The organism is Sporichthya sp. (assembly GCF_013815995.1).
In the GTDB taxonomy this organism is placed as follows: Bacteria; Actinomycetota; Actinomycetes; order Sporichthyales; family Sporichthyaceae; genus Sporichthya.
Genome location: NZ_JACDFE010000025.1, coordinates 1,780 through 28,428, shown reverse-complemented (window position 1 = coordinate 28,428; position 26,649 = coordinate 1,780). Strand labels below are relative to the sequence as shown.

Below are 26,649 nucleotides of genomic sequence, written 5' to 3'. Positions count from 1 at the left end.
GCTGCGGACTCCCTGGCCGCCGGCAGGTGCGCAGGTGGCGTACCGCCCCAGCGCTGCACGCCCAGGGAGGATTCGTGGAGTTCGGCGGCGCGATCGCCAGCGTCCGTGGCGCGGTCCTGCGCGGCCGCCTCCAGGTCGCGCTGGCGGGCAGTTTCATCCCGGGCGGAGGCGTCGTGGTGCCGGGCGCCCGCGGATTGCTGGCGGGTCGCGGTGCTCGCGACTCGCATCGCCGAGTCCTCCGCGCGCTGCGCGCGCGAGACCACGTAGTCCCGTTCGCCGGCCGGGTCCGAACCGGCGGCGGCGTGGTCCCGGTCGGCCGCTTCCTGATCCCCGGCGGCGGCGTCACCGTCGCGATCGGACGCATGCTGGTCCGTATCCGCCGCGCCTTGATCCGCATCCGATGCCGTCTGGTCCGCGTCGGAGCGGGTCTGCTCGGCGTCGGCGGCGTTCTGGCTGTCGCACAGAGGGATCGCGCCGAGGTTGGGTCCGCCCATCTGACGCGACACCGACCTTCCACGCTACGAATGCTGCGCTGGACGCACGCTGGAGCCGGGTGTCAGGGGCTGCCGCTTCCGTGATAGTAGACGCCGATCGGCTCGGCCCAGGATCGTTGGGTCAGGCCAACCAGCCGACAGGTGTGGCGCGAGGGCGGGCCTGCGCGGGCGGCGGCCACCTCGCAGACGCCCCGCCGGGCTAACCCAGGGAATACCGGTCGTCGCCCCCGCCGCAGGTTGCGGTGCCGGCGACGAGGACGACGGGCAGGGCCAGAGCCGCGCTGCGGCCGACCCTGACCCTGCGCATCAGGTGAGGATCAGGCGATGTCACTGCTGGGTCGCGCACCGAGGGAGGTCTTGGTCTCCCCGAACTTCACGAACGTGTCCGGGATCGGATAGTCCCCGAGCACGTAGGTCAGGATCGCGGCGTGCTGGCGCTCGACCGGAGCGATCGTGGCCACCGCGGAGAGCGCTTCCGGGCTGGCCAGCTCACCCATCTGCTTGACGTAGGTCGCGCCCGCAGTGTTCTCCAGGGTCAGGGCCAGCGTGGCCAGCCCGGTGACCGAATCGAGCTTGGCGAACATCGACTTCACGGTGTCAGCCAGCGCCGGGTCCGGATCGGTGTAAGCCTGCTGGCCGGCCCCGGTCAAAGCAGCGTTGAACGCCGTGGCGTGATCAGCGTGCTGCTCCATGGCGTGTTTGGCGAACTCGGCCACCGCGTCCGGGAAGGTCTTGCCGAACTGGCCCTTCGGCGCCGCCTCGAGCGCGGCGCCGTAGGCGAACACGGCGAGATTCTCCAGGCTGGCATTCAGTTTCAGCATGGAGGCGTCCGCGTCCGACATCTCGCTCGCCGCGGGCGTTTGCCCGGTGCCGGTGCCGCCCGGGGTGGCCGCCGGCTGGCTGGCCTCGTCGTCGTCCCCGCAGGCGGCCAGCAGCAGCGAGCCGGCCACCAAGCCACTACCGGTGAAGAGCAGCCGGCGACGGGCCGGGTCAGCCGCACCCAGGTTGGGAACCCGGCGCGGGCGCAGCTGACGGCGCAGGGAGGCTCCGACATCGGTCAACGCGGCGTACATGCGGGGGAAGGTCGCGTGGTGCATCTCGACCATGTCCGCGGTCATGGCCCGCAGCTGGGCCTCACTGATCTGCATCTCCCCGCTGGTGTCCGGGCTCATTTGACTGCTCCTTCTTCCGGCGGGCTGGCCAAGTCGGTCTTCTTGAAGGTCTCCGGGATTCCCACGGACCCGGCCGCGGCCGGGAGCTTGGCCGCGTTGACCGCGTCCCCGGTGGCCTTGAGGGTCACCAGCTCGGGGGCGTCACCCTTGAGCAGGGCCTGCACCGCGTAGAGAATCGCCAGGTGCTGGGACTCGACCCCGACGACGGTGCCGAACAGCAAGCGCACCTGGGGGTCCCCGACGTCCTGGATGTTCTGCACATAGGTGGAGGTCGCGACGTCCTCCAGGGTGATCGCCAGCGCGATCACATCCAGCGGCCCGCCCTTCTTCAGGGCGGGAAGCATCTCCTGCACGATCGGGGTGTACTTCGGGCTGGTCGCGGTCTGCTCCGCCCCGCCGAGCTCCTTGGCCCGGGCGTTGAACGCCGCCGCGTGCTCGGTGTGCTGAGCCATCGTCATCTTCGCGAACGCCGCCACCGTCTTGATCGCGACCTTGTCGGTCTGCAGGTAGGGCAAGGTGAGCGCGGTCTTGTAGGTGAATATCGCGAGCTTCTCAATCGACACCGCCGTCTGCAGCGCCATGATGTCGGCGTCCTCCGCAGCGGCCGCGCTACTCATCGGCAACGCCCACGCACCGGTCACACCGAGGGCGCCGGCCGCGCCGATCCCGGCCAACAGGCGGCGCCGGCCGTGGTCCACCTCCACCCGGCGGAGCCGGGCGTGAGCCCGCTTCGCGCGACGTTCCTTGCCCAGATCCACGATCGCGTCCAACGGCTGCTTCATGCTCCGCATGGCGTCGACCTGGAGGTCCTGGGATTCTTCCATCAACAGCCTGAATTCACCGACATCTAGCTTGTCCATATGCTCTCCTTGCCGTGGGCGGCTGCGGCCCGAGACGCGAATCGTCGCGACTCCCGCAGACATTGAAAAGGCCAACACGCCCGCAGCGCGTCGCCCTGTGATCTCTACTAGCCCGGCCCTGAGTTCCTGAAACTTCATCGAGCCAGCCGTACCCGAAACGTGACCGACGAAGCCGAAAGCCGACGCGGGCTCGACGCGCTGTCGCTCCTACTGAGTAGGCATCAGGTGCGCGACGTTGGCCGGGTCCGCGCCCAGGTCCACGTACAACTGGGCCCACGTCCGATCGGTGCCGCTGGGCTGCTTGCCGTCGCAGAAGGTCGTGACGGACTTGTTCGAGGTGTAGTACTTCAGCATGGTGAAGATCGCGTTCGTGTTGCCGCTGTCGCCTGCGGTGTAATCGCGGCCAGGTTCGTCCGGCTGGTGCTCCAGGCACGACAAGGGGTACTGTCCGGTGCCGGTGGCGAACTGCCCGTCGTCCGACCCGCCCGAGCCGCAGCCGGCCAGGGGGAGGGCGGCCAGGACCATCAGCGTTGCGGCGGCGCGCCGGTGGTTGTTCATCACACTGCACCTTTCATAAGACGCGAGGAAGTTCGTTCAGGACCAGGCCGATACCGACGGCGACGACGAGGCACGCGGTGACCAGCGGCATCGCGGCCGACACCCGGGCCAGCGCGGTGGAGCGGCGTCCGTCGAGGAGTTCGCCGACCCGGTCACGCAGGCGCACGAGGAGCAGGCCGGCGACCATCAGCGCACCGGCCATCCCGATGCCGTAGCCGAGCACCAACGCGACACCGAACCAGGTGTGGCCCAGCGCGATCGCGCCGAGGAGCACCACCAGGGCCGAAGGACTGGGGACCAGGCCACCGGCCACTCCGAGGCCGATCAGGCCGCGGCGGGTGAAGCGCGGCGCGGGTGCCGTGGCTACCGCGTGCTCGTGCGGGTGCTCATGAACCTCGCTCTCGGCGTGCTCGTGGCTGTCCTCGTGACCGTCCTCGTGGCTGTGTCCGTGTCCGTGCCCGCGGTCCAGTTTGTCCGGCGCGGGTCGCGCCACCGTCTCGTGGGTCCCGGCCAGCACCAGGGCCGGTGCGGGGGTGTGTGAGTGCCCGTGCCCGTGCCCGTGCCCGTGCCCGTGGCCGTGCCCGTGGCCGTGCCCGTGGCCGCCGCCCGAGCCGGGGTTCCGGCGTTCCCGCCACGACGAGCGCAACAGCATGACGCCGATGCCGGCGATCAGGGCCCCGCTGATGATGCCGAGCCAGGCCAGCAGGCCATCTCCGCTGATCGCGGCGGTCGCCGAGAGCAGCATCCCCATCGCCAGCACGCCGCCGGTGTGCGTCGCGGTCACGGTGGCACCCACGACCAGGGCGTCCTTGATCCCGCCGTGGCGGCCCACCAGATAGGCCGCCATCACGGTCTTGCCGTGCCCGGGCATTGCTGCGTGGGAGGCGCCGAGCAGCATGGACAGGGCGAGCGCCGCGAGACCGACCCCGACGGTCAGGTCTCGGGCGAGCAGACCGTCGAAGGCCCGGTTCAACGGGGCCAGGGCCTTGGTGATCGGGCCGGCCCCGTCGATCTGGGGCGTCAGGCCCGGCGAGGTGCCGGTGCCGGGCGTGGTCGACAGGGTCGCTTCGCGCTGGTCCAGCGGGGAGGCGAGCAAATCGTTCGGGTAGGCGCGCAAGGCGTCGCTGACGGACAGTTCGGCGACCGACGCGGCGATCATTCGTACGCCGCGGCCGGTGGCGGTGATCTCCCGCCACCCGATGTGGTTCGTGGAGTAGTCGCTGGCGAAGCCGACCTCGGCCCGGCGGTCCAACTGGGCCGGGGCGCCGAGCTCGCACTCGACCCGGGTCACGGACAGGCCCTTCTCGCCCGGCAGGTAGGCCATCGAGCTGCCCAGCACCTGCCAGCGCAACGCGCTGCCGTCGACGTCTCCGCGCACGGCCTGGCTCAGCTCGGTGCACTCGCGCGCGGCGTAGGCGGCGAACTCGGCCGCGGAGGCCGTGCCGTCGCCGTCGGCGTCGACCTTTCCCTTCTGCTGCAGCGTCGGGATCTCGGCGGTGTCGATCACCGCGTGGTCCAGGACCTGCGTCGGAGTCAGCTCCAGGCCGTGGTACTGGTTGATGGAGAAGTTGTTCAGCGGGTGTGCCTGCGCGGCGGTGGCGCCGAGCGCGAACGAGCCGAGGATCGCGGCCAGGACCAGCAGCGCCAACCGGCGCAACCGGGCGCTCACGTGGCCCGCCCGAACGAGGGCAGCTCGGCGTCGAAGCGCGGGTTGTACTCGCGGACTCTCGCCGCGTCGGCCTTGGCTGACGCCGCGTCACCCAGCGCGCGGTGGATCTCGGCCCGGTGGTGGAAGAACAGTGCGTTGCGCCAGCCGTGGGCCAGGGCGGCGTCGGCGTAGCGCAGGGCCTCGGCATCCTTGCCCGCGCGGTGCAACGCCCAGGCCAGCGCGTCGGCGACGACCGGGCTCTCTCGGCGGGACCACTCGGCCTTCGCGTAGCGCACAGCCAGGGTCGCGGAGCCGTGGTCGGCCTCATACTCCGCGAGGGAGAGTTCGTCCTGGCCGCCGTTGGCGGTGAACAGCATGTGAACGGTCTCGATCAGCGCGAACTGCTCCGCTGCCTCGGCGGTGCGGCCGAGTTTGGTGAGCAGCTCGCCGTACTCGACGAGGTACTGCGGGTTGGGCACCCGCCCCACCAGATCCGCGTAGGTGCCGATCGCGGTGGCGGTGTCCCCGCGCAGGGCGGCGACCTTGGCCGTGCCGTGGCGCAACGTGGCACTCTGCGGGTCCGCGTCCAGGCCACGCTCGTACTGCCGCGCGGCCTCCGCCAGATCACCGGAGTTGAGGGCCAGTTCGCCCAGGTAGTAGCGGCAGAAGCCGATGTCCGCCGCCACGTAGGAGTTCTTCAGTGCGCTGTTGAGCAGCGCGCGCGCGCCCGCGAGGTCGCCGCGCTGCTCCAGGTCGTAAGAACCGCGGGTCAGCGCCGGCAGGGCCGGGGAGAGGTCCAGCATCCGCTGCACGGCGGCGGTGGCCTGCGCCGGCTTGCCGAGCTGGGTGTAGGCGTCGGCGAGGACGGCGTACGCGTCCGGGTTGTAGCTGCTCACGGCCTGCGCGCGCTTGGCCCAGACGACGGCACCGGCGAAGTCGTGGCGGGCATTGGCGAGCGCGCCCATCCCGAGGAAGGCGGCCAGGTTGTCCCGGGCGTTCAACTCCAGCGAGCGCTTCAGGGCGCCCTCGGCCTTGGGGTAGTACGCGGGGTCGACGGTGATCCGGGCCTGCTGCACGTAGGCGCCGCCCAGGGTGGCCCAGCCGGCGGCGTCCGCGGGTTCGTCAGCGAGGCGGGCCTGCAGGCGGGCGATCTCGGCGCCCAGCCCGGCGCCGGCAACGACCGACTGCACCGCCAGGGCGGAGCGCCCGGGTGCCGCGGAGGCCGCGCGATCCGGACCGGAGTCCGCCGAATCACCGATCAGGCCGACGCCGAGGGCGCCACCGACGAAGAGCGCGGCGGCGGCCATCCCGACCACGGCGATCCGACGGCCGTGCCGGCGGGTGGGTGCTGCGGAGGAGTTCATGGGGTTCCAACCAGTAGTGACCTCGGAGGGGGTCCGGCGCCGGCGCCCCCCGTGGGGGCACCGGCACCGGGTCGCCTTACTGGTTGACTTACTGGTTGACGGCGTTCTCGTTCGGCGCCGCGATGTACGGGAAGTGCCGGGTGTAGCTTCTGCTGTTGGAGTTCACGCCGTCACCGGCCGCGAGCGCCTTGACGAGCTTGCCCGACTTGGCCGCGCCCTCCAGGGCCTGCAGTGCGATGTCCAGGACGTCGTCGGTGAGACGACGGCCGTTCGGGAAGCCCTGCAGGTCACCGGCGAGGACGCCGAGACGGTTCGGGTTCCAGGTGACCGGCACCTTCATGTTCAGCCGAAGCATCTCGGCGGGCGCGATGTTGCTCGCGTCCTTGTTGAGCGTGTGCGCGTTCAGGTCAGCATTGATCGGGCCGTTGCCCTTGGCGATCCCGGTCAGGAAGATCTGCACCAGGTCGTTGCGCGGACCCTTCGGTGCCTTCAGGCCATAGATGGACTGAATCAGCTTGGGCACCTCGGGGCTGGTGACCCGCTCGACCAGCGCGGGCCAGTTCTGGTCCTGCGACGGGTCGGTGCGGTTGAACTGGTCCTTCATCCCCGCAGCCGTGACGACCTCGTTGACCAGCGGGTTACCCAGGCGCGAGACCTGGGTCCAGCCGGACTCGGTGGCGCTCTGCGCGCCGGTGCCGGCGACCGACTTCGACGTCGAGCCCAGCGGGCACAGCGGACCGATCGCGACGTTGCAGGACTCCTCGGAGTCCGAATCGCCCGAGCTGCCCGACGGGACCACCGAGTTGGTGGTGACCGAGGCCGTCTTACGGTCCGTGGTGGACCAGACCCCGATCACCGGGTTGCGCTTGGAATCGCCCTTGAGGGCGAGCTGCCGCTTCGGCACCTGAATCGCCAGGGTGTTGACGTTGTAACCCTTGAGCGAGTCCTGGCCGGTCTCCTTCAGGGTGGTCCCGTAGAGCAGGTCGAACAGCCGCAGGTCCAGGGCGAAGGAGTCGTCCGCGCCGCCGGCGTAGGTCTTCCCACCTTCGGTGCCCTTGTCGAACTTGCGGGTGGCCTGGGCGCGCAGCTTGTTGTAGTTCGGCATGCTGGCCTTGCCGGTGAACGACGGCGCCGCGGTGCCGTTGTTGACCAGCACCTTTGAACCCGACGCGGTGATCTTGGTCAGGGTGTACTTCTGCTTGAACAGCAGGTTCTTGTCCCCCAGCGAACCGACTGGGCCGTTGTTGTACAGGAAGGTCGTGTTCCCGCGCTTGTCGATGTTGCGGAACGTCCACTGGTAGGTGATGTCCGCCACTCCGTCGCCGGAGTTGTCGACCTTGATGTTGTACCGCGCGTCCTCGGCGAACGGGTAGAAGTTCGGCCCGCCGTTGGGGTCCTGGAACGGAATCCAGTTGGCCAGCAGGGTGACCGAGTTCGTCTTGTCTGGGCTGACGAATGCGTAGGTGTCGGTGTTGTCCGCCTGCGGGTCGTTCGAGATCAGCGGAGCCTCCCGGTGGCTGGACGCCGTTCCGGGCTGTCCGCCCAGGAGGGTCAGCCCGGACACGGCCAGGACGCCCGTGAGGCCCAGGGCCCCGGCCGTTCGAAGCCGGCGGCGCCGGCTCGGTGGTTGCGAATTCATCTGTGATCCCCTTCTCGTTCTCCATGCGGTGTCCGTCAGACCGACGCACACCGCCATCGCGGCCGCGCTCAGGGGAGCGGGACGCCATCCGCGCGTGGCACGCTCGCTCGCGGGCCACCTCGATGGCCCGGTGTCGAACGTCCGGACGGGGTCTCGGTCCGGCGTGCTCGAAGTACCCGCACAGTTCCCGGGCAATCTCGCTCAATTCGGACACGGCCCCCGGTTGGATTGGCGCGGCGGACCACAAATTGAGGCGGGATCACGGCCCGGTCGTGGGGCCAGCGGCGCGTTTGGCGGCCCCGCCCATGGGAAGGGCACCGGCGAGAGCGCGGTCCGCGCTCGGGATCGCGTTGCGCCCCGGACTCGGGGGTATCGCTTTGGCGGCGAGGATCGACGAGACGGGCAACCCTGCGATGGCATCCGTGGCACGTGATCGGGCCCATCATCGGCGACCGTGGCGGCGCAACGCGCGGTGTGTGGGTACCGCGGCAACGTCCCGGGCCGATGGCCTGTTGGTCGCCGCCGGGCGTGGTGATGTCGAAGCCTTCGGTGAGTTCTACGACGAGACCGCCCCGTCAGTCTTCGAGCTCGTGCAGGCGGCGCTCGGTGGCCGGGTCGAGGACTCCGCGGCCGTGACGGAAGCGGTGTACGTGCACACCTGGCGAACCTCTTCTCGCTTCGATCCGTCCGACGGGTCATGGTGCGCGCTGCTACTGCGCACCATTCGCCGGGAGCTGGTCCGGCACCGCGATGGCAGGCCCCCGTCCGCGTCGGCACCCGGCACACATTTCCTCACGGTGTCGCCGTGACTCTGTTCCCGTGACATCGTCGCCGGCGGCGGCCACGGCTATCGCAGGACCGCAGGACCTGTCGCCGCGCTGACCGTTCAGATTCTCCGATCACCGCGACCGGGTCGTCTTGCCCGTGCTCGGCCGCGGGCAACGAACCGCAGCAGGCAGCCCAGATGGGTTCAGCGCCCGACCAGTGGTAGTCGCGTCTCTGACACGTAGTCACCTCGGACGGTTGGCGGAGAGGTCGCCGGACCCACGAGCGACGGCGATGTCATCGACGGTGTCCAGGTGACGCAGCGCCTGCGCCATCGAGGTGCGGAAGGGCGCTTCAGCGTAGGAGACCCCCAGCGCAGCGCAATGGGCCCGGACCAGGCTCTGGGCATGGCGGAGATTGGGCCGTGGCATGCTCGGGAACAGGTGGTGCTCGATCTGGTAATTGAGCCCGCCCAGGAGCCAGTCGGTGGCCCGGCCGCCGGTGACGTTACGGCTGGTGAGAACCTGCTTTCGCAGGAAGTCGTCCTGGCGGGTCTCCGGGTCAGACATCGGCATGCCCTTGTGGTTCGGGGCGAACGAGCACCCCAGATGCAGCCCGAGCAGACCCTGATGGATCAGCACGAAGACCGCGGCCCGACCGGGGCCCAGCATCAGTGCCAGGCCACCGAAATACACCGCGATGTGCAGGCAGAGCAGCAGCCGGTCGCGGCCGCGCCGCGCGGCGAGGAAGCTCGTCACTGTCAGATTCAGCGCCTCGGCGAGCAAGAGCGGGAAGAACAAGCGGGCCTGGTGGCGGCTGGCCCAGAGACTGAACCGGGTGCGCCGATCCGCAACCTGCTCGGAGGTCCAGACCAGAGCCCCGGGGTCGACGTCGGGGTCGCGGCCGACAACGTTGGGGTTGGCGTGGTGCCGGTTGTGCTTATCGACCCACCAGCGCGAGCCGACACCGGTGATCAGGTCGCCGACCACCAAGGCAATGAGGCGGTTGACCCTCGCGGTGCGCGCCACCTGGCGGTGGCCCGCGTCGTGCCCGATGAACATCACCCGGGTGGTAAACACCGCGGCCGGCACCGCCAGGAACAGCGCCCACCAGCTGCGGCCGAGCGCGTACACCCCGATCCAGATGAGTGCCAGCACGATGAGGTCCGTGCCGATCATCACCGCGTAGCGGACCCGCCGCGGCCGCAGCAACCCGGACTCGCGCATCGTGGACAGGAGCGGGGCGAAGTCGCTGCCACGCGTGGCAAGTTCGGTGCTCACTGCCGTCGGCCTCCCGGATCCTAGGGATCTCACCTTGGTCACCCGGGACCGGGACAACCGAACACGAGTCGAGCCATCCAGCGCTGTCACGGGCACCGAACCCTCTCGCTCGGCGCTTCCCCGCGTGGCAAACGCGGAAACGCCCAAAACGCGGAAACTGAATCGGTGAATGGCCGGCGCAGCGGCACCTCCCGGCACCACAGATCAGCTGTCACCTATCCGAGCGGCAGACCCAGATCGCGAATGCTGCCTCCATGGTCGCGTTGTGGCCTCCGCGCTGCTGACGGCTCACCCGTGCGGACGCACTCCAGGCATTCGGACGGGCAGCTGACTCTGCCGGAGCTGGCAGTCAATCGGGAGCAACAGGGATACGGTTCGGGCAATCGCCCATCGATCTTCCTTGGTCCGGCGCCACCGCCCGTGAATCCGGGCCGGACGGAGCGGGGTGACGGTCACGACCGACGCGACGGAGCACGCCCGGCCGAACGCCGGCACCGATGAGGCCTGGTGGAAGTCGGCGGTCGTCTACCAGATCTACCCCCGCAGCTTCGCGGACTCCGACGGCGACGGGATCGGGGACCTGCCCGGCGTCCTCGCCCACCTGGACCACATCGCCGGTCTCGGCGTCGACGTCATCTGGTTGTCGCCGATCTACCGCTCCCCACAGGACGACAACGGCTACGACATCAGCGACTATCAGGATGTCGACCCGATGTTCGGCACGCTGGCCGATCTCGACGCGCTCGTCCTCGCGGTCCATCGGCGCGGGATGAAACTGATCATGGACCTCGTCGTCAACCACACCTCGAGTGAGCATGCCTGGTTCACCGAGTCGCGCCGCGGCAAGGACAACCCCAAGGCGGACTGGTACTTCTGGCGCGACGCCCGGCCCGGAACCGTCCCCGGTGAGCCGGGCTCCGAACCCAACAACTGGGGGTCCGCCTTCTCCGGGCCGGCCTGGGCCTGGGAACCGGAACGCGGCCAGTACTACCTGCACCTGTTCGCCGTCAGCCAGCCCGACCTGAACTGGGACAACGACGAGGTCCGCGAGGCCGTCTTCGCGATGATGGGGTGGTGGCTCGACCGCGGCATCGACGGCTTCCGGATGGACGTCATCAACTTCATCTCCAAGGACCCTGCGCTGCCCGACGGCCCCCTCACCCGCACCGGCTACGGCGACGGAATGCCGCACTTCTCCTACGGACCACAGATCCACGCCTACCTGGCCGAGATGAAGCGCCAAGTGTTCGATTCGCGCGCCGGCAGTTATCTGACGGTGGGTGAGATGCCCGGGGTGACCCCGGAACAGGCGCGGGAGTTCACCGATCGCGAGCGTGGTCAGCTCAACATGGTCTTCCAGTTCGAGCACGTCTCCCTCGACCAGGACGGGGACAAGTGGTCCCCGCGAACGGTCACCGTTCGGGACCTGCGCGACACCCTGGCCAAGTGGCAGGTGGAGCTCGCCGAGGACGGCTGGAACAGCCTGTACCTCAGCAACCACGATCAGCCGCGGATGGTGTCGCGCTTCGGCAACGACACAGCCTTCTGGTACGAGTCCGCCACCGCCCTGGCCACCGTGCTGCACCTGCATCGCGGCACGCCTTACGTCTACCAGGGCGAGGAACTGGGCATGACCAACGTGCCCTTCGACAGCATCGACGACTTCCGGGACATCGAGTCCCTGAACTACTACGCGAACGCGACGACCGAGTTCGGTCTCGATGCCTCGGCCGTGCTGGCCACCGTGCGGCAGAAGAGCCGCGACAACGCGCGGACCCCGATGCAGTGGACCGCCGAGCCGGGTGCCGGTTTCAGCACCGTCACACCCTGGATCCCTGTGCACCCCAATCACGAATGGCTCAACGCCGCGACCCAGCGCGCCGACCCCGGCTCGATCTACCACTACTACCGGCGTCTGATCGCGTTGCGGCACACCGAGCCCGTCGTCACCAGCGGCGACTTCGAGTTGATCGCCGCGGTGCCCGAGACCGTGTACGCCTTTCGCCGACGCCTCGGCGAGCAGTGCCTCGAGGTCTACGCGAACCTGTCCAACGCCGCCGTTTCACTCGACGAGTTCGACCTGGCATCCGGACGGATCCTGCTGGGGAACTATCCGGAACATGACCGGATGTCCGCCCAACTGGCCCCGTGGGAAGTCTGGGCCTGCAAGCGGTAGCGGGGGGCGCGTCGGATCCCGGGGTAAACTCGCAGCACGACTGCAGCCGCAGGACCGCTCTTCGCCTGGACATCGCGAGGACAAGGTTCCCGCCCCAGCAGCTAGCGGGGGCGGGTGGCGAGATGACCTCGCGCACTGATCTTTTCCGATGATTTCCTTCATCTGGGAACCTGGCCTCCCACTGCCTGCGGGCACCGGCGGCTCCGAGAACTACACGATCGGCCACGTCCGCGAGCTGAATCGGCGCGGCGTGGCGGCGCAGGTAGTCACCATCGGGCTCGGCACCGCCGACGGCCGTGACGAGTTCGTCGGCGTCCCGTTCTTCGCGCTGGCGAACGTGGGCGAGGTTGCCGCGCTCGAAGGCACCGTCGTGTTCGTCACCGACTTCCCGGCCGTCCAACTGGACCGGACCGCGTATCAGTTCCTGCACATCCCGCCGCCGCTGCGGGACCGTGACCACGGGCGGGTGGTGGCGCAGACTCAGGACCGCGCCCTGATTGCCACCAGCCAGTTCGGCGCCGGACTCTGGGCCGACTTCCTCGACGTCGACGTGGCGACGATCCAGGTGGTCTACCCGTTCGCCGAATCCTGCTTCGGCGAACAGGTCCGCGCCGCCGGCACCCCCGGTGCGACCCGGGTGCTGTATGCCGGTCGGCTGACCCCGGAGAAGGGCATCTACACGCTGCTGGCGATGCTGCACAGCGACCTGATCGCCCCCGACGCCGAACTCTCCTTCACGGTGACCACGGCCGGGGACGACAAGCCGCAGGGGCACCTCATCAGCGGGCTGCTGCAGGCCCACCCCGGGATTCGGCTTGTGCCCGCACGGAAGAGCCCGGCGGCGATGGCCGCCCTGATGGCCGAGCACGACGTCGTGGTGATGCCGTCCAACAGCCAGTACTGGCACGAGACCTTCGGGATCGTGTCCATCGAGGCGCAGCACGCCGGCTGCCGGGTGGTGGCCTCCGACGACGGCGGCCTTCCCGAGACCGATTGCGGCGCGATCACCCTGGTGGCGCCGGACAACGCGGAAGCGCTCGCCCAGGGCCTGCGTCGGGCCATCGCGCTGGGGGTACCGACCCACACAGAGCGGGCCCGCGCAGCCGCCAGGTTCACGTTGGGCCGGTCGGTCGACGAGCTGCTGGCGGTGTTCGCCCGCCCCCTGCCGGTCACCCCCGCCACGATCGTCCGCGAACTGGAGGCGATCGCGCTGCTGCCCGCCGCGCGCGTGATCCGGCCGCCGCAGATCGAGGCCGCCGGCACGAAGTGACCGTCGGGCGCTCCGACCCGGCGCGTTGCCGCCGGCGCACGCACCGGGGAGGATGCCGCTTGTGACGAGGCGATCGCTCGGCGTGGTCGGCCTGTTCGGTTGCCTCCTGCTCGGAGCGTGCAACGACGACGAACCCGACGCGATCGCCACGCCCACCCCGGCGGCCGCCGCGTCGGCGGCGGCGTCCGCGAAGTGCCTGCCCGACGACGGTCCTCCGGCCGGGTCGGCCCGGCGTCCCTACCTCAAGCGCGCGATGGCGCTGGAGTGCCGGGAGGACGTGAAACGACTGCAGCAGGCGCTCGACCTCACTGCCGACGGATTCTTCGACGCCGACACCGCTGCTGCCGTCATCGCCAAGACGAAGGCCTACCCCTGCATTACCGCGAACGACGGTCAGGTCGGGCCGCAGACGTGGTCCCTGATCGTCGACGGCAAGGAGCCGTGCAAGCCGCGTACGGGCACGCCCACGGCTGCCGCGACCCCGGCCTTCGCCCGCTGTACGTCCGGCACCGCGGCCTGGGCTCTGCGGACCGCCGAAGGCACGGTGCTGCGGCGCTGCGGCGATTCCCTGGTCCTCGGCCGCGCGGGGCAGACCTCCACGGGGAGCGCCCAGGAGCTCGGCTCCTCGGTGTGCGCGGACTTCGACACCGGCGTCACCGTCTGCGTCTCGGACCCCGTCACCGATGACACTGTGGAGGCGAGCACCACCGGCGAGGACGAGACCGTATGGTCCGAGGACATCGAGGATCGCTACATCCGCAGCAATCCTTAACGCAAACGCCCCAGGCCGATCGGCCTGGGGCATCGGCGGATCAGGGGCAACTCAGGCGGTCTTGTCCTTCTGGTTCATCGCATCACTCGGCGCGATGATGTCGGTGCAGACCGGCTTGGACACCACGTCCGTCCAGCCGTCGTTGTTCGCGTTCGCAGCCGCGGAGAAGATGCAGTACGGGACGCGGGGGTACTTGTCCTTGGCGAACCACTTCGGACCACTGAGCCCACCGAGCTCGGTGAACTTCTGGCCCTGGAACTTCCAGAGGACGTCGAAGAACTGCTGCGTGGTCGGGTTCGTCGCCGACAGTTCCGAGGCCGCCGCCACCAGCAGCGCACCCGCGGCCCAACCGAGGCTGGCCGCACCACCGGAGGTGAAGCCCGGGTTGTACTTCTTGACCGAGGCCTGCCAGTACTTCTCCGCCGGGGTGGTGTTACCCATCCACGGGAAGACGTTCATCGGCACGAACGAGCCGGCCAACCACTTGTTGTTGCCACCCTGGAACTGCTTCTCGTTGCCGACCGCGAGCGGATAGGCCGCGGTCTTCGGGGTGTATCCGACCTGCTGGCAGGAGCGGGCGAGGCGGACCATCGAGGCCGCGTCGATACTCAGGGCCAGACCCGTGACGCCGGCGTTCTTGAACTCCAGACATTGCTGGACGTAGGACGGGGCGGTGATGGAAACCTGGATCTGCTTCTTGAAGTTGGCACCCAACTGCGGAGCCATCTCGATCATGGCCCGGTTGATCTGTTCACAGTTGCGCGGCACCTCGATGCACCAGATGTTCCCGACGTCCTTGACGTTGTGGTACTTCGTCAGGCCGTAGAGGTAGCCGTAGCTGATCGAGAGGTGGTTCGAGCCCTGCGGGAAGAAGATCGGGGTCGTCCACCAGGTGTTCTGCGAGATGTCGTTGCCGATGACCGGGATGTTGTACTTCTTGTACACCGCTGCGGCGCCGTCGATCGTGAGCACCTGGATGTTGCCGACGAAGGCCAGCACCTTCTTCTGCGTGATCAGCTCGGCCGCCTTGGAGGCCGCCGTCGTCGGGTCGCCCTGGTCGTCGGCTTGGTAGAACTTGATCTTGTGCCCGTTGAGGCCGCCGCACGCGTTCTGCGATGCGACGAAGGTGTTCAGCGCGGGAGTCACCGGCGCGAACAGCTCGCCGAGCACGCCGGACAGGGTGCTGACGTTGCCGATCGGGATCTCGGAGAGCGTCGCCGGCTTGCAGGCCGTCTTCCCGCCGAAGATCGCGCTGTTGGTGACCATGGCCTCGACCGCCGACGTGGCGGTCGACGAACCGGTCCCGCCGCCCTTGCCGGGCTTGGTGCCGGTCCCCGTGCCGGTCCCCGTGCCGGTCCCCGTGCCGGTTCCGGTCCCCGTGCCGGTGCCGGTGCCGGTGCCGGTTCCAGTCCCAGGAACCGCGCCGGTCCCGGTGCCGGCGCCAGGCACCGCGCCGGTTCCGGTGTCGGTCCCAGGCACTGCGCCCGTCCCGGTGTCGGTGCCGGTGCCGGTGTCGGTCGTGCCGGTGTCGGTGTCGGTCACGGCACTGTCCGCACCCGTGCCGGCCTCCGTGACATCACTACCACCGCAGCCGGCGACCAGCGCCAGCGCGGTGAAGGTCGCAGCGGCTGTGTTCAGCAGCCGCCTCGATCGCGTCGTCGTTGACATCTAGGAGCCTGTCCTCGAACGGGGGGCCTGCGGCCCGAGGGGAGCTCACCGACGGTCGACCCACCGGCGAGTGGCGCGGAGTCAGGCGTCACGCGTTGTCCAGCGCGGGCTCCGGGCCCCGGCTGAACGTTGAAGTGCTTGCGCAACACCTTCTGAGGCGAGCCTCCGCGAATATTCGGCCTAACAGTCTCAATATAAGTTTGGCTTGTCGCGGAGGTCAAGGGCCCGACAAACGGTCAATGCTGACGGTGCGTCAGATCCGCTCACGGAACGCCGCGCCGTTATCAAACCGATGCTTGAGTGCGACTCAGGATCTCGACGGTGCCCTTGTTGCCGTCGACGCGGATCGTGTCGCCGCTGCGGAGAACAGCTGTTCCGTTGTCGGTGCCGATCACGCACGGTATGCCGCACTCGCGGGCGACCACGGCGGCATGGCTGAGCGGCCCGCCGATGTCGACGACCAGCGCCTCGGCCAGGAACAGCACGGCGGCCCAGCTCGGGTCCGTCGTCGGGGCGACGATGATGTCGCCGGGCTCGACGTCGACCTCGGTCGGATCGAAGACCACCCGCGCCGTTCCTTCGACCACGCCGCCGCTGGCCCCGATGCCGGTCACCGCGACGCCGGTCGGCGCCTCGACGGCCGGCGCGTCGTCGGCCGGCCGCTCGCTGATCGGCACCCGCTCGGGCGTTCCGTCCCACGACCGCGGGAGATCGGTGCGCAGCAGGTCCTCGCGGATCGCCTTGCGCTCGGCCGCGAGCTCCTTGGCATTCGCCGGCAGGCCCGCGATCAGCTCGTCGGCGGTGAAGTAGAAGACGTCGTCGACCTCATTGATCACGCCCTGCTCGCGGAGCAGCGTGCCCATCCGGCGGGCCGCGGCCCGGCAGACGTCCAGGCACCGGATCAGCGCCTCCTTGGCCACGCCGCGCAGCGGAATTCGCGCGACGGCGAGCTTCAGGATCTGCTTGGCCACGGGCCGCTTCCAGGCAGGCAGCTTGGCCAGCAGGGCCTTCTCGGCCGCCTCCCGCTCGCGGGTGCGCTTCTCCGCCATCAGGTGCGGGTGCTCGCTGTCCGGGCGCGCGGAGTACAGCTTGGCCAGCCGTAGGACCGGCTCCGGGTCCTCGCGCCACATCTTGGCGATCAGCTGCCCTTCGCCGAGGCCGTGGTAGCCGTGCTTGTCCAGGAACGACTCCAGCGTCATCTTGTCCCGGCCGAGGTCCCAGAGGTCCGCGATGATCTCGGTCTCGGCGTGCGAACCCTGACCGGCCATGAGCGCATTCGCCTGCTCGTCGGTGATTCCCGACTTCGCGATCAGTGCGAGCAGCTGGTCGTAGACGGACTGCACGCCGACGAAGACGGCGCGGGCCTGGACCATCGTCATCTCGATCTGCTTCTTGCGCGCGTCGTCGAGAGCCCGCTTGGTGGCCTCCATGTCGCGGGAGTCCATGGCGCGGATGTGCTCCTGCCACCACGCCTGGGTGTGCGCGGTGTCGCGCAGCGCTTCCTTGCGGATGCCGGCGAAGGCCTTGGGCATCATCACCGCCACCGCGGGAATCCGCTTGCGCGTGTGCGGAATCTGGATCCCGGGTGGCACCTCGCCGAGCAACTGCTTGGCGATGGCGTCGCTGCTCGTGCCCGGCAGCCGGTCACCCATCTCGCACAGGAAGCTGACGCTGAGCGCGCCACGGCCGTGGAACACCGTCACCGCGCTGGAGTCCGCCTCGCCGGTGAAGACCACCCGGTCCGCCTCGAGTGCGCCGGTGCGACGGAAGGCGTCCTTCATCCCGACGTCGATCGCGGGACCCCAGACCGACCAGCCGAACGGCGTGACCACACCGGGCATCGCCTCACCGACGTTGGCCGTACTCCAGTACTGACCCTTCGCGGATTCCGTGTGGTACAGGCTCAGCGCGTCCCTGGTCATGCGGCTCCAGCTCCGTTCGATCTTTACGTCGGCGGATCTGGCCCATATTCTGCGACGCAGAGTCGCAATATTACAAGAGAGCCACTCGCCGACATCGATCCGAGGCCGGGAATGAACATTCGGAACCAGCTGATCTGCGCCTGGAGCGTGCCGTTGTTCATGGTGATGCTGGGCGTGGGCTTCGGCCTGTTCGCCGGCTACATCCCCCCGACCCCGCCGAGCGACAACGCACAGGAGGTCGCGGACTTCTACCGCGACAACACCCAGCTGCTGCGCACCGGCATCGTGCTGACGATGCTCGGCGGCGCGCTGTTGGTGCCGTGGGTCTCGGTCTTCGCCCACCAGCTCGCACGTATGGAGGGCCGCCCGGCCGTGATGGCCCGGACCCAGATGCTGGCCGGCGCCATGGTGGCGATCATCATCGTCATCCCCTGCATGCTCTGGTCCGCCGCCGCCTACCGCCCCGACCGCGACCCCGACCTGGTCCTGCTGCTCTCCGACGTCGGCTGGTTCTTCTTCATCCTGGCGCTCTCGCTGCCGGTGGTGCAGATGAGCGCCATCGCGATCGCGATCCTCGGCGCCCCCGACGAGAAGGTGTTCCCCCGCTGGCTCGGCTACGCGAACGGCTGGTTCGCCCTGCTGCTGCTGCCCGGCGCCCTGTGCACCTTCTTCAAGGACGGCGTCTTCGCCTGGGACGGCCTCCTCGGCTGGTGGCTGACCATCCTGACGTTCTTTGCTTTCTGGAGCGTAAATTCGGTGATGCTGTTCAAGGCCATCCGACAGGAGGCCGCCGAGCACGCCGCCCTGCAGCCGGCCTGACCGAAGCTCAGTTGGGACGAGTCGCAACACCCGTGACGGCCGAGCGCCGCAGATCGCCTCAGGTCTTTCAACTCGGCCCAGAATCGCCATCCACAACCTACGAGCCCGGCATCACTATCCACAGATCCGCCTGACGGGCCCCTCCGCCCACCAGATCTGTCGATGCTGCGCGGCATGGATCTGGAGAGCGCACTGCGGTTCTGTGGCGGGGCTGCGCGTGCGGACCGCCTGCTGGAGATCGGGGTGTCGGCGTCCGCACTGCGAGCCGGCCGGCGGGCCGGCCTGGTCGTGAGTCGCGGAACCTTCGCCCTGCCGGAGGCGCACCCGGTTCTGGCCACAGCGGTCCGCCTCGGAGGCGTCGCCTCGCACGGCAGCGCGGCGGCCCTGCACGGCTGGGGAACCTGGCGCGAGGACCCGACGATCCACGTCACCGTTCCCTCGGGAAGTCGTCTCCACGAACCTGGCGTGCGCATTCACCGGGCTGGGTTGCTGCGCACCGACGTCGATACCTTCCGGCCCCTGACCAGCCCCCTGCGCACCGTGGTGGACTGCGCGCGAACCATGCGCCTGGTGGACGCGGTCATCGTCCTCGACGCAGCGGTTCACAGCGGCCGGGTCAAGCTCGGCTCGCTGCGCGCAGCCGCAGACGCCGCGCGCGGCTTCGGATCAGCGGCACTGCGACAGGCCGTCGCGTTCGTCGACGAACTCGCAGCCTCACCGATGGAGTCGGTTCTGCGCGTGCTGGTCAGCGTTCTCAACTGCGAGGTCCGGTCCCAGGTGCACATCCCCGGGGTCGGGGACGTCGATCTGGTGCTCGACGGATGGCTCGCCCTCGAGGCGGACGGCTTCGCGTTCCATTCCGATCGCCGCGCGTACCGCAAGGACCGCGAGCGGGCGAACGAGTTGGTCGGGCAGCGCTACGTGCTCCTGCGCTTCACCTGGGAAGACCTCGACCGCCGGCGCGGCTGGGTGCTCGACCAGATCGCGAACGTCCTGGCGGCCGGCCCGCCGCAAGGTCGGTGACGGGACGAGGTGAAACACATGTGGCGATCCCTGGGACGGGATCGCCACACAGCTTTCAACTCTGCCCAATCAGGACCGCGCCTACTTCTTGTCGAACTCGATCTGGAGGCCCTCGTAGGCGGAGAACGGGAACTGGGCGGCGCGGGTCGGGGAGACGCCGCCGGCGAAGCGGATGTTGTCGACGCGCTCGAGCAGGACCTCGAAGGAGATGCGGGAGACCGCGCGGGCCAGCGGCATGCCGACGCAGACGTGCGGGCCGTACCCGAACGAGAGGTGCTTCTTCACGTTCTCCCGGTGGATGTCGAACTTCTGCGGCTCCGGGAACAACTCGGGGTCATGGCCGGCGCCGCCCCACATCATCGGCACCAGCGAGCCGGCCGGGATCTTCGTCCCGGAGACCTCGGCGTCCTTGGTGCAGACCCGGTAGGTCGCCCGTAGCGGGGCGTCCTTGCGCATCGACTCGTCGATGGCGTTCGGGATCAGCTCGGGGTTGGCCCGCAGCTCCGCCATCACCTCGGGGTGCTCGATCAGCTCGATCAGCAGGTTCGCGATCAGGTTGGTCGTGGTGTGGTTGCCGGCCGGCAGCAACTGGGAGACGGCGCACAGGAGCTCACCGTCGGTCAGGTGCCGCGGCCCGGAGAGCTCGCCGAATTTGGCCTCGTCCTCCTCGTCGATGGTCGAGTTGACCAGCGCCGAGAGCAGGTCGCCGGTTGGAGTGACCCGGCGCGCCTCGATGCGCGGGAGCAGGTCCTCCAGGAACGCCTTGGCCGAGGTCAGGACCTCGAGGCGCCGGGGGTTGTCCATCGGCGTGAGGTAGCCGTCGGCGATGTCGTCGGACCACTTCTTGAACAGCACGCGGTCGCCGTCCATGCCGAGCATCTGGGCGACCATGATGACCGGGAGCGGCTCGGCGTAGGCCTCGAAGAAGTCGCACCGACCGGCGTCGATGACCTCGTCGATGAGCGCTTCGGCCTCGGCGCGGATGGTCGGCTCCAGCTTGCGGACCCGGGCGATGTTCATCGACTTGACCGCGATGGCCTTCTGCCGGGTCTGCGTCGGCGGGTCGCAGGAGAACAGCGCGTTCTTCAGCTTGGGGATGGTGTCCCACAGCGCCTGGACCTCCGGCGACCAGGGCTCCGGGCTGACGCCGGCGAGCTGCGGACCCTGCGGGCCGTAGAACTCCGAGGAGAAGCCGGTCGTGTCGAAGGTGATCTTGGAGATCTCGGCGTGGCCGGCGATCACGTAGCCGAGCGGGCCCGCGTCGAACGCCCCGTCGCCGGAGCTGTGCATCGCCTCGTACCAGTCGTACGGGCATCGCTGAACCTCAGGGTTGAGCGGGGTGAGACCGTCGGGGGCGGCTTGGGCGTCAGCGGACATCGGTGTCCCTTTCGAGGGCGCAGCACGAATATTGGGCCTAGGAGTCTCAATTTATTAAGCCGTCCAGAGGTGGGTCAAGGGTTCCGCTCGCCGACGCGGTCCGCAAGGCTTGCCGGGCAGGCGTAGACGCCGCGTCGCGACCAGGTTTATGTTTGTGCGACGACCCGGCTCAAAAATGGATGGGGTGCCATGAAGGTCAGCGTGTTCGCGATGCCGACAATCCCGGCGACGCTGAAGGAGCGGAAGGAGTTGCGGCCCATCGGCCGCAACACCGAGCGCTACCAGATGATGCTCGACGAGGTCCGCCAGATCGCCGTGTTGGCCGACGAACTCGGCTACGACGCCTTCTCCACCACGGAGCACCACCTGCACTCCGAGGGCGGTGAGGTGATGCCCGACCCGATCACCCTCTACGCCGACCTCGCCGTGCGGACGAAGAACATCCACTTCTACCCGATGTCCATCGTGCCCACGGCCGGCGACCCGATCCGGATCGCGGAGAGCATCGCGCTGCTCGACCAGCTCACCAAGGGCCGCGTCGGTGCCACCTTCGCCCGCGGCTACCAGAAGCGCTGGATCCAGATCCTGTCCCAGGGCGGCTCGACCTCACTCGTCGACGCGGACTCCGACGTGCGCAACCGCGAGATCTACAACGAGAACGTCGACATCATCCTCAAGGCCTGGACCCAGGACTCGTGGGACCACGACGGCAAGCACTACCAGGTGCCGTTCCCCTACAAGGAGGGCATCGTCGGCTTCGGCGGCATCGGCTGGACCCGTGACTTCGGCTCCGAGGACGAGGTCGACGCCGAGGGCGTGGTCCGCAAGATCGGCGTGACCCCGCCGCCGTACCAGCGCCCGTACCCGCCGATCTGGGTGCCGTACACGGTCTCCCCCGCCAGCATGCTCGCGGCCGCCAAGCGCGGCTTCACCTGCATCGCCACCGAGGGCCGGCCCCAGGCCTTCCGCGAGCACGCGATGGCCTACCGCGCGGCCGCCAAAGAGCAGGGCCGGGACCTCAAGCTCGGCGAGGGCTTCGGCGCGACCCGCTCGGTCTGCATCGGCGAGACCCGCGAAGAGGCCTTCCAGATGGCGGTGAACACCGCGGCCTACGAGTGGCACAACTACTTCAACAAGTTCGGCTTCGCCGAGATGTTCCGCACCGCGGAGGACGACCCGAACAAGCCGGTCGCGTTCGCCGACGAGGCTGCGCTGGCCACCCGGCTGATCGAGGTCCGCCAGATTCTCTGCGGCACGACCGACGACGTGCGCCGCCAGATGGAGGAGCTGAACACCTGCCACGCCGGCGACGGTGAGGAAGAGGGCCAGCTGGACTGGATGGTCTGGCAGTTCTTCCAGCAGGGCACCGTGCCGCTGGACGTGCAGAAGCGCCAGCTCGAGCTCTTCGCCGAGAAGGTCCTCCCGGCGGTCCGTTAGCTACAGGCCGACGGCGTCGGCGAGCACACTGTCGAGGTGCTCGCCGGCGTCGCCGTGCAGGCGGAGGAACCGCGCGGCCGCGTAGGCCCGCGCGATCGGGTACTCCCACATGTAGCCGTAGCCGCCATGCAACTGCACGCCGGTGTCGACGGCCTCGCCGAGGATCTCGGTGGCGCACAACTTGATCGCCGCGGCGCCGGCCCCGTCGAGTTCGGCGGCCAGACCGGCGTCGACCAAGGACTCGACCGCGGCGATCCGCGCGCCGAGCGCCCCGAGCACGTGCCGGGTGTTGCCGAACGTAGCGATCGGCGTGCCGAACGCCTTGCGCTCGCGGACATAGGCAACGGTCATCGCCAAGGCCGTACGTGCGCCGGCCATCGCCGCGACCGCGAGTGCGACCTGGTAGCCGGCCCGGGCCCGGTCGAGGTCGGCCTCGACGCGGTCCGCCGCGGTGACCGCGACGCCGTCGAACTGGACGTCCGCGAGATCGCAGGCGCCGAGACCGAACAGCAGGTCGGCCGGCGCTCGCTGCACTCCGGCGGCCGTGGGGTCGACGGCGAAGAGCAGTTCTGAGCCCTCGTCAGTTCGGGCGGCCACGACCAGGACCTCGGCGCCCAGGCCGTTGACCACCGTCTCGGCGCTGCCGCGCAGCGTCCAGCCTCCCCGCTGCGGCTCGGCGACGATCCCGCTCCGGTCGACGACCGCAGCCATCCCCGGAGCTTCGCGGCCGATCAGCAGCGGAACCGCGAAGCTGTCGTGCATGGCCAGGGCGAGCGCGATCGCCGGGAGGCCGGCGGCCATGGTCCCTTCCAGGACGACGGCCCGGAACCGCGGGTCCTCCACCTCGGCCAGTCCCACAAAGCCGAATTTGGCCGCCGCCGCGTAGAAGGACGCCGGAACGCCGCCGCCGGAGTCCCAGTCCGCGTACCGGTCAACCGCCTCGGCAGCGAGGAACCGGTCGAGGCTCTGTCGGAACGCTTCCTGGTCGGCGTCGAAGACCTCGCGCTGACGGATCGTCACTTGCCGGTCCAACGGGGCTCGCGCTTCTCGGCGAAGGCCTTCGCGCCCTCGAGCGCATCGGCGGACTCGCGGATCATCTGCATCAGCGGCCGTTGCACCTCGAAGGCCGCCTCCAGCGACTTGCCCTGCACCAGGTTCACGACCGCCTTGGAGGTACGCACCGCGAGCGGCGCGTTGACGGCGATCTTCGCCGCCAGCTCCTGGGCCACGGTCAGCGCGCCGCCCGGCGGGGTGAGCTCGATGACCAGGCCGAACTCGTACGCGCGCTGGGCGGTGATGGGCTCGCCGGTGAGGATCATCCGCATCGCCTGCGAGTACGGGATCCGCTGCGGGAGCCGGACCGCTCCGCCGGCGGCGGCGGCCAGGCCGCGCTTCACCTCGGGCAGCCCGAAGGAGGCGTTCTCGGCGGCGACGATCAGGTCGCACGCGAGCGCGATCTCGAAGCCGCCGGCCAGCGCCGGACCCTCGACCGCCGCGATCAGCGGCTTGGCCGGCGGGTTCTCCACGATGCCGAACGCACCGCGGCCCGGCACGATCGGGCGCGGCCCGCCGGTGGCGATCACCTTCAGGTCCATGCCGGCGGAGAACACCGGGCCGTTGCCGGTGATGATCCCGACCACCACGTCGTCGCGGTCGTCCATCTCGGTGAGCGCGTTACTCAGCGCCTCGGCGGTGGGCAGATCGATCGCATTGCGCCGCTCCGGCCGATTCAGCGTGATCAGCGCGATGCCGTCGGCGACCTCGAAGAGAACCGTCACCGAGTCACCGCCGCGGACTTCGTCCTCGCGGGGACCGCTTCAGTGCCCATCATCGCGGGGCCATCCGGATCGCGCCGTCGAGGCGGATCGTCTCGCCGTTGAGCATCGGGTTCTCGATGATGTGCAACGCGAGCTTCGCGTACTCGTCCGGTGTGCCGAGCCGGCTGGGGTGGGGCACCGACTTGCCGAGCGAGGCCTTCACGTCCTCGGGCAGCCGGGCCAGCAGCGGGGTGTCGAACAGGCCGGGCGCGATCGTGCACACCCGGATCTGCTTGCTCGCCAGATCCCGCGCGGCCACGATCGTCATGCCCACGATGCCCGCCTTGGAGGAGGCGTAGGGGATCTGGCCGATCTGGCCCTCGTAGGCGGCGACCGACGCGGTCAGGATGCACACGCCGCGCTCGCCGTCGACCGAGGAGGTGCGCGCCATCCGCGCGGCGGCCAGGCGCAGCACGTTGAAGGTGCCGATCAGGTTCACCGTGACGGTGTCGGTGTACTTCTCCAGCGAGCCCGGGCTGCCGTCCTTCTCCACCACCCGGACCGGACCGCCCTTGCCCGCGCAGTGCACGACCGCCCGCAGGGTTCCCGCGGCTTCGGCGGCATCCAGGGCGGCCTCGACCTGCGCGGTGTCGGTGACGTCGGCGGCGACGAAGGTGCCGTCGATCTCGGCGGCCACCTCGACGCCGGCCGAGGAGGGCAGGTCGATGATCGTGACCCGGGCGCCGGCCTTCGCCAGGGCCCGGGCCGAGGCCAGACCGAGGCCCGAGGCGCCGCCGGTGACCAGGACGGACTTGCCTGCGATATCCATCGGGCTAAAGCCTTTCGATGATCGTGGCGTTGGCCATGCCGCCGGCCTCGCACATGGTCTGCAGGCCGAACCGCCCGCCGGTGGCCTCGAGGGAGTTGAGCATCGTGGTCATCAGGCGGGCGCCGGAGGCGCCGAGCGGGTGGCCGAGGGCGATCGCCCCGCCGCGCGGGTTGAGCTTCGCCTGGTCGACGCCGAAGTGCTCGGCCCAGGCCAGCGGGACGGAGGCGAAGGCCTCGTTGACCTCGTAGTGGTCGATCTGATCGATGCTCAGACCGGAGCGCTTGAGCGCCTTCTCGGTCGCCGGGATCGGCCCGGACAGCATGGTGATCGGGTCGTCCGAGGCGACCGCGAAGGCGTGGAAGCGGGCCCGGGGGCGCAGCCCGAGAGCAGCGGCCCGCTCGGCGCTCATGATCAGCATCACGGCCGCACCGTCGGTGATCTGCGAGGAGTTGCCCGCGGTCACCGACCAGGAGATCTCCGGGAAGCGCGCAGCCATGTCCGCGTTCTCGAACGCGCACTTGAGCCCGGCCAGGCCCTCGGCGGTGGTGGTCGGCCGGATCGTCTCGTCGTACTCGGCACTCCCGTCCGGAGTGGTGATCGCGATGATCTCGTTGGCGAACGCGCCGGCCTCGGCCGCGGCTGCGGCGCGCTGGTGCGACCGGGCCGAGTAGGCGTCCAACTGTTCGCGCGAGATCTTCCACCGCGCGGCGACGAGTTCGGCCGAGATGCCCTGCGGGACCAGGCCCGGGGCGTAGCGCGCGGTCGCGGAGGGACCGTAGACGTCCGCGCCCATCCGCGCCGAACCCATCGGCACCCGGCTCATCGATTCCACCCCGCCGGCGATCACGACGTCGTAGGCGCCGGCGATCACGCCCTGCGCCGCGAAGTCGGCGGCCTGCTGGCTGGAGCCGCAACGGCGGTCCACCGTCGTCGACGGCACGTGCTCCGGCAGCCCCGCCGCCAGCCAGGCCCAGCGCCCGGGGCAGCCCGCCTGCTCGGCGACCTGGCTCACACAGCCGACGATGAAGTCCTCGACCTCGCCGGGGTCCAGAGCCGCATTGCGGTTCAGCAGAGCCTTGACGGTCTGGCCGAGCAGCTCGACCGGATGCACCCCGGACAGCGCCCCACCGGGCTTGCCGTCCTTGGGCGCCTTGCCCCTCGCCATCGGCGATCGGACGGCGTCCACCAACACAGCGTCGCGCATGGGACCCACCTCCTGTTCCTGATGCCGGGTCAGATCCCGAGCGACTGGCTAACGATGACCCTCATGATCTCGCTCGACCCACCGAAGATGCGGGCCACCCTGGCGTCGGCGTAGGCCCGACCCAGTCGCGAGTCCTTACGGATGCCCTTTTCGCCGAGCACCTGCACGCAACGGTCCACCACCCGGCCCTGCAGCTCGGTGGCGTACAGCTTCACCATCGAGGCGTCGGCCGCGGACAATTCGCCGTTCTCGTGGGCCGCCAGCGCCTGGTCGACCAGCGCCTGACCGGCCGCGACGTCGGTGTGACACGACGCCAGTTCGAACTTGGTGTGCTGGCCTCGCGGACCAGGCTGCGCCTGCACCGCCTCGATGGTCGCCGCCAGCGCCGCCACCGCGGCTGCCTGGGAGTTCACCGCGATGGAGAGCCGCTCCTGGGCCAGGTTCGCCGTCAGGTAGGCGAAGCCGTTGTTCTCCTCGCCGAGACGGTTGGCCACCGGGACCTCGACGTCGTCGAAGAACAGCTCGGCCAGGTCCTGCGCCTTCTGGCCCATCTTTTCCAGCGCCTTGCCCCGGGAGAACCCGGACAGTCGGGGGGGGGGGGGGGGGGGGGGGGGG

Annotated in this window: 22 protein-coding genes and 1 pseudogene; 7 read left to right on the top strand and 16 right to left on the bottom strand. The window is 69.5% G+C overall.

Going from position 1 to position 26,649, the window contains the following annotated elements; genetic code table 11:
• The 7 genes and pseudogenes from H0X00_RS04990 to H0X00_RS04960 all read right to left on the bottom strand — a co-directional run.
• Nucleotides 1–506, bottom strand: a pseudogene (locus H0X00_RS04990) (hypothetical protein); the annotation flags it as partial.
• Nucleotides 507–811: 305 nt separating this feature from the next.
• Nucleotides 812–1,666 carry a ferritin-like domain-containing protein gene (locus H0X00_RS04985; RefSeq protein WP_293767668.1) on the bottom strand — a complete coding sequence of 285 codons (855 nt, stop codon included), beginning with the start codon at nucleotides 1,664–1,666 and terminating at the stop codon, nucleotides 812–814.
• A complete protein-coding gene (locus H0X00_RS04980) occupies nucleotides 1,663–2,526 on the bottom strand; it encodes a ferritin-like domain-containing protein (protein ID WP_293767667.1) in 864 nt (287 codons plus the stop codon). Before H0X00_RS04980 ends, H0X00_RS04985 begins: the two co-directional genes overlap by 4 nt.
• Before the next feature lie 207 nt (nucleotides 2,527–2,733).
• Entirely contained in the window at nucleotides 2,734–3,084 is a 351-nt protein-coding gene (locus H0X00_RS04975) for a hypothetical protein (RefSeq protein ID WP_293767665.1), read from the bottom strand.
• Nucleotides 3,085–3,097: 13 nt separating this feature from the next.
• The gene (locus H0X00_RS04970; RefSeq protein WP_293767664.1) at nucleotides 3,098–4,753 is read right to left on the bottom strand and encodes a hypothetical protein; all 1,656 of its coding nucleotides are present in this window, start codon (nucleotides 4,751–4,753) and stop codon (nucleotides 3,098–3,100) included.
• Nucleotides 4,750–6,096, bottom strand: coding sequence for a tetratricopeptide repeat protein (locus H0X00_RS04965; RefSeq protein WP_293767662.1), 1,347 nt, complete (start codon nucleotides 6,094–6,096; stop codon nucleotides 4,750–4,752). Before H0X00_RS04965 ends, H0X00_RS04970 begins: the two co-directional genes overlap by 4 nt.
• Nucleotides 6,097–6,184: 88 nt before the next feature.
• Entirely contained in the window at nucleotides 6,185–7,735 is a 1,551-nt protein-coding gene (locus tag H0X00_RS04960) for a DUF4331 domain-containing protein (RefSeq protein ID WP_293767661.1), read from the bottom strand.
• Nucleotides 7,736–8,211: 476 nt separating this feature from the next.
• Here H0X00_RS04960 and H0X00_RS04955 point away from each other — a divergent pair, with 476 nt between their 5' ends.
• Nucleotides 8,212–8,544 carry a hypothetical protein gene (locus H0X00_RS04955; RefSeq protein ID WP_293767660.1) on the top strand — a complete coding sequence of 111 codons (333 nt, stop codon included), beginning with the start codon at nucleotides 8,212–8,214 and terminating at the stop codon, nucleotides 8,542–8,544.
• Between the two features lie 201 nt (nucleotides 8,545–8,745).
• Here H0X00_RS04955 and H0X00_RS04950 read toward each other — a convergent pair whose 3' ends face one another.
• Nucleotides 8,746–9,780: an acyl-CoA desaturase gene (locus H0X00_RS04950; RefSeq protein ID WP_293767659.1), complete on the bottom strand. Its 1,035-nt coding sequence runs from the start codon at nucleotides 9,778–9,780 to the stop codon at nucleotides 8,746–8,748.
• A gap of 445 nt (nucleotides 9,781–10,225) precedes the next feature.
• On the opposite strand from H0X00_RS04950, the gene H0X00_RS04945 reads away from it, so the two are divergent.
• From H0X00_RS04945 to H0X00_RS04935, 3 genes are all read left to right on the top strand, one after another.
• A complete protein-coding gene (locus H0X00_RS04945; RefSeq protein WP_293767657.1) occupies nucleotides 10,226–11,956 on the top strand; it encodes an alpha-glucosidase in 1,731 nt (576 codons plus the stop codon).
• Between the two features lie 148 nt (nucleotides 11,957–12,104).
• Nucleotides 12,105–13,226: a glycosyltransferase family 4 protein gene (locus H0X00_RS04940; protein ID WP_293767656.1), complete on the top strand. Its 1,122-nt coding sequence runs from the start codon at nucleotides 12,105–12,107 to the stop codon at nucleotides 13,224–13,226.
• A 61-nt stretch (nucleotides 13,227–13,287) separates the two neighbouring features.
• A complete protein-coding gene (locus tag H0X00_RS04935) occupies nucleotides 13,288–13,998 on the top strand; it encodes a peptidoglycan-binding domain-containing protein (protein ID WP_293767655.1) in 711 nt (236 codons plus the stop codon).
• A gap of 51 nt (nucleotides 13,999–14,049) precedes the next feature.
• Here the strand turns inward: H0X00_RS04935 and H0X00_RS04930 are convergent, their stop codons facing one another.
• A complete protein-coding gene (locus H0X00_RS04930; protein ID WP_293767654.1) occupies nucleotides 14,050–15,666 on the bottom strand; it encodes an ABC transporter substrate-binding protein in 1,617 nt (538 codons plus the stop codon).
• A gap of 284 nt (nucleotides 15,667–15,950) precedes the next feature.
• On the bottom strand, nucleotides 15,951–17,588 hold the full coding sequence (locus H0X00_RS04925; protein WP_293767653.1) for a PEP-utilizing enzyme: 1,638 nt from the start codon (nucleotides 17,586–17,588) through the stop codon (nucleotides 15,951–15,953).
• Between the two features lie 111 nt (nucleotides 17,589–17,699).
• On the opposite strand from H0X00_RS04925, the gene H0X00_RS04920 reads away from it, so the two are divergent.
• On the top strand, nucleotides 17,700–18,407 hold the full coding sequence (locus H0X00_RS04920) for a hypothetical protein (protein WP_293767652.1): 708 nt from the start codon (nucleotides 17,700–17,702) through the stop codon (nucleotides 18,405–18,407).
• 174 nt (nucleotides 18,408–18,581) lie between these two features.
• Nucleotides 18,582–19,430: a hypothetical protein gene (locus H0X00_RS04915; RefSeq protein WP_293767651.1), complete on the top strand. Its 849-nt coding sequence runs from the start codon at nucleotides 18,582–18,584 to the stop codon at nucleotides 19,428–19,430.
• An 81-nt stretch (nucleotides 19,431–19,511) separates the two neighbouring features.
• Here the strand turns inward: H0X00_RS04915 and H0X00_RS04910 are convergent, their stop codons facing one another.
• Nucleotides 19,512–20,807 carry a cytochrome P450 gene (locus tag H0X00_RS04910; protein WP_293767650.1) on the bottom strand — a complete coding sequence of 432 codons (1,296 nt, stop codon included), beginning with the start codon at nucleotides 20,805–20,807 and terminating at the stop codon, nucleotides 19,512–19,514.
• A 189-nt stretch (nucleotides 20,808–20,996) separates the two neighbouring features.
• On the opposite strand from H0X00_RS04910, the gene H0X00_RS04905 reads away from it, so the two are divergent.
• Complete coding sequence (locus tag H0X00_RS04905) at nucleotides 20,997–22,244, top strand: LLM class flavin-dependent oxidoreductase (RefSeq protein ID WP_293767649.1); 1,248 nt, start codon at nucleotides 20,997–20,999, stop codon at nucleotides 22,242–22,244.
• On the opposite strand, the gene H0X00_RS04900 is transcribed toward H0X00_RS04905, so the two are convergent.
• The 5 genes from H0X00_RS04900 to H0X00_RS04880 are packed head-to-tail and all read right to left on the bottom strand — an operon-like array spanning nucleotide 22,245 to nucleotide 26,585.
• A complete protein-coding gene (locus H0X00_RS04900; RefSeq protein WP_293767648.1) occupies nucleotides 22,245–23,264 on the bottom strand; it encodes an acyl-CoA dehydrogenase family protein in 1,020 nt (339 codons plus the stop codon).
• A complete protein-coding gene (locus H0X00_RS04895; protein WP_293767647.1) occupies nucleotides 23,261–24,022 on the bottom strand; it encodes a crotonase/enoyl-CoA hydratase family protein in 762 nt (253 codons plus the stop codon). Before H0X00_RS04895 ends, H0X00_RS04900 begins: the two co-directional genes overlap by 4 nt.
• Before the next feature lie 49 nt (nucleotides 24,023–24,071).
• Nucleotides 24,072–24,830, bottom strand: a complete 759-nt coding sequence (locus H0X00_RS04890) for an SDR family NAD(P)-dependent oxidoreductase (RefSeq protein WP_293767646.1) — start codon at nucleotides 24,828–24,830, stop codon at nucleotides 24,072–24,074.
• A gap of 4 nt (nucleotides 24,831–24,834) precedes the next feature.
• Nucleotides 24,835–26,034 (bottom strand): thiolase family protein, encoded by a 1,200-nt coding sequence (locus H0X00_RS04885; RefSeq protein ID WP_293767644.1) that lies wholly within the window; start codon nucleotides 26,032–26,034, stop codon nucleotides 24,835–24,837.
• Nucleotides 26,035–26,063: 29 nt separating this feature from the next.
• On the bottom strand, nucleotides 26,064–26,585 hold the full coding sequence (locus H0X00_RS04880; RefSeq protein WP_293767643.1) for an acyl-CoA dehydrogenase family protein: 522 nt from the start codon (nucleotides 26,583–26,585) through the stop codon (nucleotides 26,064–26,066).
• Nucleotides 26,586–26,649 lie beyond the last annotated feature (64 nt).

What these genes read in the sequence shown, in the direction of transcription:
- H0X00_RS04915 (WP_293767651.1), top strand. Translation starts at nt 18,582, where the DNA reads ATGGATCTGGAGAGCGCACTGCGGTTCTGTGGCGGGGCTGCGCGTGCG.
- H0X00_RS04890 (WP_293767646.1), bottom strand. Translation starts at nt 24,830, where the DNA reads ATGGATATCGCAGGCAAGTCCGTCCTGGTCACCGGCGGCGCCTCGGGC.
- H0X00_RS04885 (WP_293767644.1), bottom strand. Translation starts at nt 26,034, where the DNA reads ATGCGCGACGCTGTGTTGGTGGACGCCGTCCGATCGCCGATGGCGAGG.
- H0X00_RS04980 (WP_293767667.1), bottom strand. Translation starts at nt 2,526, where the DNA reads ATGGACAAGCTAGATGTCGGTGAATTCAGGCTGTTGATGGAAGAATCC.
- H0X00_RS04985 (WP_293767668.1), bottom strand. Translation starts at nt 1,666, where the DNA reads ATGAGCCCGGACACCAGCGGGGAGATGCAGATCAGTGAGGCCCAGCTG.
- H0X00_RS04960 (WP_293767661.1), bottom strand. Translation starts at nt 7,735, where the DNA reads ATGAATTCGCAACCACCGAGCCGGCGCCGCCGGCTTCGAACGGCCGGG.
- H0X00_RS04920 (WP_293767652.1), top strand. Translation starts at nt 17,700, where the DNA reads ATGAACATTCGGAACCAGCTGATCTGCGCCTGGAGCGTGCCGTTGTTC.
- H0X00_RS04880 (WP_293767643.1), bottom strand. Translation starts at nt 26,585, where the DNA reads ATGGGCCAGAAGGCGCAGGACCTGGCCGAGCTGTTCTTCGACGACGTC.
- H0X00_RS04930 (WP_293767654.1), bottom strand. Translation starts at nt 15,666, where the DNA reads ATGTCAACGACGACGCGATCGAGGCGGCTGCTGAACACAGCCGCTGCG.
- H0X00_RS04905 (WP_293767649.1), top strand. Translation starts at nt 20,997, where the DNA reads ATGAAGGTCAGCGTGTTCGCGATGCCGACAATCCCGGCGACGCTGAAG.
- H0X00_RS04975 (WP_293767665.1), bottom strand. Translation starts at nt 3,084, where the DNA reads ATGAACAACCACCGGCGCGCCGCCGCAACGCTGATGGTCCTGGCCGCC.
- H0X00_RS04965 (WP_293767662.1), bottom strand. Translation starts at nt 6,096, where the DNA reads ATGAACTCCTCCGCAGCACCCACCCGCCGGCACGGCCGTCGGATCGCC.
- H0X00_RS04925 (WP_293767653.1), bottom strand. Translation starts at nt 17,588, where the DNA reads ATGACCAGGGACGCGCTGAGCCTGTACCACACGGAATCCGCGAAGGGT.
- H0X00_RS04910 (WP_293767650.1), bottom strand. Translation starts at nt 20,807, where the DNA reads ATGTCCGCTGACGCCCAAGCCGCCCCCGACGGTCTCACCCCGCTCAAC.
- H0X00_RS04940 (WP_293767656.1), top strand. Translation starts at nt 12,105, where the DNA reads ATGATTTCCTTCATCTGGGAACCTGGCCTCCCACTGCCTGCGGGCACC.